Here is a 5,805-nt window from a genome sequence, read left to right as displayed (position 1 = left end):
GCAAGCGTGGCGTCACCGTTGATCTTCACGTCCCGAAGACGGCGGCCGTCCACCCTCACCGAGTCGGTGATCATCGGACCGGTCGGGTCGGTGACGTCCCACGCGTACATCGTCTCCACCCGGGTTCCCGTGTACGCGTAGTCTCGACCATCCGTGCCCTCGAACACCAGGAGGTCCGTGGTGGAGCCGACTTCCGAAGATACGGCCCCGTGGCCCTTCCTCTTGAACAGCCCGCGAGAGGCCCTCGGCGCCGCTTCGATCTCGGCCACCCGGGAGAAGGCGCCGACCGTGGCCGTGATTCGGTAGAAGCCGGGCTCGTACGCCACGAAGACGCCATCGTCGTCCATGGTGGCCGACACCTGGCCGGCACCGGCGAGTGTCGCCACCGACCACTCGACCGGCACGCCCGGAACCGCGCGGCCCCTGAAGTCCAGCGCGGTGGCCGAAAGGTGCAGCACATCGCCCGTGCGCAGGCTCGCCTCGAGCGGGGCGACGGACAGACCCCGCACCGGGTTTGTCGCGACCCGCACTTCTCTGTCGGCCGTCACTCCCTCGGATTCGGCCCGAATCCGGGCCGTTCCGGGAGCTACCGGCAACATGAGACCCGGCGGGTGAACACGGATCACGCCCTCGTCGGACGATGACCATTCGATGTGAGCATCGCTCCGGGGCCCGGAGTCCGAGAACGCCCGGGCCGTCGCCAGGTAGCGCACCCCGGCATACAGAGCACCTCCGGGAAGAATGATCTCGACGCTCGTGACCGGTGCCGGGGGGACCTCGACGACCGTCTCTTCCTGCTCCGAGCGGGCGGCACCCGGAGAGGGGGCCGACACCGAGTCCACCGCGATCAAGGTGTCCCCGGCCGAATCGGGCACGAGGGGCGGCGTCTGCGCCCCGGGTTGCCGGGCCGAGCAGGCCAGCGCCGGCGCTGCGAGGAGGAGCCATGCGAGATGCTTCATTCACCCTCCCTCTCGCCGAACGGAGCGGAGAGGCGACGGTTCAGGGCGACCAGGACCACGATCACTACCCCTCCCTGCGCCAGCACGGTCCCGACATTGAACGTCGACAGCGGGGTCAGCGTAGCCGCCAGGTCGGATCCCTGTATCGCCTGGCTGAGCCACCACACCAGGAGAACGATCGCCTCGAGTGCGACGAACACGACCACCCCGTTCCACCAGCGCCCGATCTCGAGGTCGCGTCCCTCCCGGTTGACGAGCCCGGTGCGGAACCGATTCACACCGTACCGCAGAACCGCGATCGCGAAGAACAGTCCGGAGAGCATGAGGCCCACGCTCCATACCCAGTCCTGGTTGCGAAAGAAGTCCATCGAGAGAGCCGAGGGCACGCCCAGCAGGAAGCCCGCCACACCCACGATCTGGATCGCGCGGGATCGGCGCAGGCCGAAGTCGATCAGGATGCGCGAGGCGAGCTCGATCATGGAGATCAGGCTGCTCCAGGCCGCGAACACGAGGGCGAGGAAGAACAGGACCATGAACAGGCCGCCCGCCGGCATTCGCGCGAACAGCTGCGGGACCCAGATGAAGGTGAGGCCCTCGTTGCCCGCCCCGACGATCGTGTCGGCCGCCTCGGGCATGATCGCGAACGCCGTGCACAGCACCATGATCCCCGCCAGCAGGGACACCGAGTTGTTCCCGAAACCGAGAACGAAGGCGTTGAGCGTCGTATCCTCGCGGTTCCGCAGATAGACGGCGTACGCCGTGATGAGCCCCCAGCCCGCCCCGGTGTCCCACGCGTTCTGGGTCAGCGCTTCGAGCCAGATCCGTGCGGTCAGGAGATCGCCCCAGTCGGGCGTGAACAGGAAGGCCAGCCCGCGTTCCGCACCCGGGAGCGTGACCGCGCGCACGGCGAGGACGATGACCAGGAAGAAGAGCGTGGGAATCAGGACTCGAGCCGCCCGCTCGATCCCCTTTACGCCGAACGCGACCACCACGACGCCGAGTGCCATCGCGATCCCGTGCGTCAGGACGGCGGCCCCGGAGCCGGCGTAGCCCTCCCAGAAGGCGGTGGCGGCCTCGGGCGAGGTCATGGGAATCCCCCGGACCAGGGAGCCCCACAGGTACCGGATCGTCCAGCCCATGACGACGGAGTAGTAGAACATGATCGCCGTCGCGGTGAAGGCGACCCAGGCGCCCATCCAGGCACTTCCCCGACCGAGCAGGCGGGCGAACGCACCCACCGGGCCCAGTCTCGTCTCGCGCCCCATCGCGAACTCGACGAGGATCAGCGGGACGGACCAGAGCAGAAGGAAGACCGCCCAGGCGACCAGGAAGGAACCGCCACCGTTCGTCGCCGCGACCCGGGGGAACCGCCAGATGTTGCCGGTCCCGACGGCCATGCCGAGCATCACGAGCATCGTGCCCCAGCGCGACGAGAAGCGTTGCTGTTCCGTCACCTGTCGACCTCCCTCACTCGTCCGTTCGACCGTCTTCCGGGTCTGTTCGGCCTGCCTCGTCTCCTTCGCCACCGACGTCCCCTGCGAGGCCATCGAGCCGCTCGTGCAGCCACCCGAGCATCGCCCGGTTGAAGCTCGCCGGCATCGACAGGTGCGAGCAGTGACCCGTCCCCGCCACTTCGCGGTACTCGGCCCCGGGCACCCGCGACACGATCTCGTGAGACCACGAAGGTGGCACATAGTGGTCCCGCGGCCCCTTCAGTACCAGCATGGGGCTCCTGATCGCGGGGAGCTGATCCCTCAGGTCCATGCGCTTGAGGAGCCTCACCCGAGCGCGGGACACGGAAGACGGTACCGTTCGGGGTCCCGTCCACAGCGCATAGTCGATCACGCGCTCCCTGCCGGGCGATGCATCGTAGATCCACACCTCCATGCGGCTCCACAGGCGGGCCATGAGTCGTGCCAGACCGGTCGGCAGGTATCGCGTGGTCGCCATCGCCACCGGAGCCAGGAGTGTACGATTCCATCCCACGTGATCGTAGCCGACGTGCGCCAGGGTGTTCGACAGGACGAGGGCCGCGACCCGGCCCGGAAACCGAACCGCGAACCGCATCGCGATCGCGCCTCCGAGGCTCTGCCCGAGCAGCACCAGAGGGCCCTCTGCGCCGGCCGTCTCGACCAGCTCCTTCACATCGTCGACCAGCCGGTCCAGAGTCGCTCCCCCCGGCACCTGGCGCCGCAGCGAAGCGCCCACGACCCGGTACCGCGAGGCGAGGGCCGGGACCTGGTATCGGAACGTCTCCTTCATGCCGTCGGCGCCCGGCACGAGTACCACTACCGGCGCGCTCTTCTCTCCGGATCCGACCGGTCCGAGCGCCAGGTAGTCGACCGCTTCGCCATCGGACAGAACCAGGCTCTTCGAGGGAATCGGCTCTCCATCAGGGGCGACGATGGGGGGGCGGACGATCCGCCGGTTTCGCCGCACGACGAGCCACGCGTACAGGACGGTCAGGAAAGCCGACAGCCAGCCGATCCATCCGGGGGACGGGATCGCAGCGTTCACGACGCGTCACTCGCGTCCGGCGGCGGCGTCCCCGGCCCCGCGCACGACCTCCGTCCGAAGCACGGACAGGGCCCCGGGATCGTCGATCCGATACACGGGATAGGTTTCGAGGCGGTCGGGGTCGTGGGCTTCCGGAGACTCGCGCCCGAGCGGAGCGTCCTCGGACCACGGCTCCACGAGCGTGAAGAGCAGCCGGACTCTGGGCTGATCGGCACGGACCAGCCAGGAGCCCTCCGGAAACTCCTTCTCCACGGGAACGATCAGCGCGGACCCGCTGGGAGCCGAGTCCAGCGGGAGCTCCTCGGTAAGGTCTGCGGGCAGCGCCGCGGTGACCCCGACCATGTAGGAGCCCACGTCCACCTTCGCCTCTCTCTCGAGGCGTTCGACCGTGAAGCCGTGGGCTGCCAGCAGCTCCACCCATTCCAGTCCGCCTGGCTCGATCAGCCAGGCGGCGGGAACGGGGAGGGCCAGCTGCCTCCGCACGAGGGATCGCCAGCGATCCGTAGTCTGCTGCACGATCTGTCCGCGGTCGTTCCACACCAGCCACGGCAGGTTGGGCCGTTCGGGGTCCTGGACCCAGGCCTGCTGAACGGAGAGCGCGGTCGGTGGATCCACCGCCCGGTCGAGAAGAACGCCTGCCTGTCCCGCAGCGACCTGCAGGAGATACCCGACGGCCTGGTACAGCAGCTGCACGCGCTCGGGCAGGCCATCGGCCCTGCCCATCGACGCTGCGGCGAGCAGGATCGTCGCACTCCCGCCCAGCGAGAAAGCGTTGGTGCCGTGTTCGACGCTCAGGGACCCGGGCGTGAGCCACGCGCCTTCCGGCAGGCCCTCGGCCCCGATCGCGGGTGCGCCGATGCCATCGCCCTCCGGCTCCACCGAGACCAGCTCACGAAAGGTCACCGATGACCGGGACAGCTCGTTGGCCACGTGAGGAAGCAGGTAGAATCGGGCGAACCGCACCAGGTCGACGTCGACGTTCGGATGCCTCGGGAGACCCGCCTGCACCCGGTAGACGCTCGGTCCCACCTCGGCCAGCTCGATGACCAGGCCCGGCCTCCAGCGCGCCACCAGATCGTGCACCGCCCGCGTGGCCGGTGAGCGAAGGCGGCCGTGATCCCGGGAAGGGTTCACTCCGGACGGCTCGTCTCGCACCCACCACAACAGGCCCCAGGGGTTGGCCGAGGGCACCACGATCAGCTCGATCGCATCGAGGAGGCCGCTCATCTCTCCCACCGCGACCTCTCGAACGAGCTGCAGGGCCACCTCCGTCCCGGAGAGGGCGTCCCCTCGCTCGCCCGCGATCAGGAGCACGCGCAGACGCTCGCTCTTCGGGGAAGGCAGGCGGCGTACGGTGACGGCCAGCACGGGCAGACTCGAGTCGGGCTCCGCCGAGCCCCCGACTACCCACGCCAGCGTATCGAGGCTCACCTCGCCCCGGGCCAGGGCGAGGCGCGCCAGGTAGTCCCCGCTCTCCACCGGCGTCGTGGGCGCGAACCACCCTCTCCTCTCGCCCGGCGTGGGCCACGTCCGGGCCGCCTCTTCGGCGACATCCTGCGCGGAAAGCCCTGCGACCGGAAGCGAGAGCGCCAGAGCGAGGAGGGTCGACGGGACGGCCGGCGCCCGCCTCACTCGAAGGGCTCCCGGATCGTGTCCACGAGAACTTCCGAGCCGAGCCGGTCGTGACCGAGTGTCACCGCCGCCTCGGTGGCCGAGACCCCCAGGCCGCGCGCGAACCAGTCCCCGAGGAACGACCCGGCGGCCGGATTCCGGTACCAATCCTCGTCGAACCTCTCCCGCAGCACTCGACGCAGCTGCGCGGCGAGCATCCGGCCGCGCAGGAAGCGGGCGACCCCGAAACGCTGCCCGAGCCGCTCGAGGAAGGAGCGCGGATCGAAGCGGCAACCCGTGGCTCCGGTCAGCATCTCGGACCACACCGGACCCATCGCCCGGGGGTCCTCGCTGGCAGACAGGGCGATCTCGAACTCGAGGCGCGCCGCCGCCTCACGGACCGCGAACAGGTCGGCCACGGCAGCGACGTGCAGGTAGTCCTCCAGCGCTTCGCCTCCGAGTCCGCGGGCGCGCCGCACCCACGACGCCTCCCGGCTCAACCCGGCGAACAGCAGTCCGTGCGCTTTCACCACGGCGAGATCGCCAAGGGCACGGTCCTCGAAGGACAGCCGGGCATCCGTGTACGCGAAGTGCAGGGCGCGACCCACGGCGATGAGCAGGGCGATGCAACCCGGCTGCGTGATCGTGGGAACGACGAGGAGCCGGATCCGGTCGGGGACCCGAACCGGGGTGCAGCAGGCCATCATGCCCGGCCCCG

The 5,805-nt window shown here is 69.6% G+C and carries 4 protein-coding genes and 1 pseudogene; all 5 read right to left on the bottom strand.

Translation table 11 applies throughout. The annotated features are described in order from the left end of the window. Nucleotides 1-959, bottom strand: a 959-nt coding sequence (locus AC36XV_RS06205) for an Ig-like domain-containing protein (protein ID WP_492202809.1), incomplete at its 3' end; no start/stop codon positions are given. Further along, nucleotides 956-2,413 carry a sodium-dependent transporter gene (locus AC36XV_RS06200; RefSeq protein ID WP_492202808.1) on the bottom strand — a complete coding sequence of 486 codons (1,458 nt, stop codon included), beginning with the start codon at nucleotides 2,411-2,413 and terminating at the stop codon, nucleotides 956-958. The genes AC36XV_RS06200 and AC36XV_RS06205, both read right to left, overlap by 4 nt. Nucleotides 2,414-2,426: 13 nt before the next feature. Further along, on the bottom strand, nucleotides 2,427-3,476 hold the full coding sequence (locus AC36XV_RS06195) for an alpha/beta fold hydrolase (protein ID WP_492202807.1): 1,050 nt from the start codon (nucleotides 3,474-3,476) through the stop codon (nucleotides 2,427-2,429). 6 nt (nucleotides 3,477-3,482) lie between these two features. Then, complete coding sequence (locus AC36XV_RS06190) at nucleotides 3,483-5,108, bottom strand: M14 family metallopeptidase (protein WP_492202806.1); 1,626 nt, start codon at nucleotides 5,106-5,108, stop codon at nucleotides 3,483-3,485. Next, nucleotides 5,105-5,805 (bottom strand): annotated as a pseudogene (locus AC36XV_RS06185) (hypothetical protein); the annotation flags it as partial. The gene AC36XV_RS06190 and the pseudogene AC36XV_RS06185, both read right to left, overlap by 4 nt.

This window comes from Candidatus Benthicola sp., from assembly GCF_058719085.1.
This window is presented reverse-complemented; position numbering and strand designations above follow the sequence as displayed.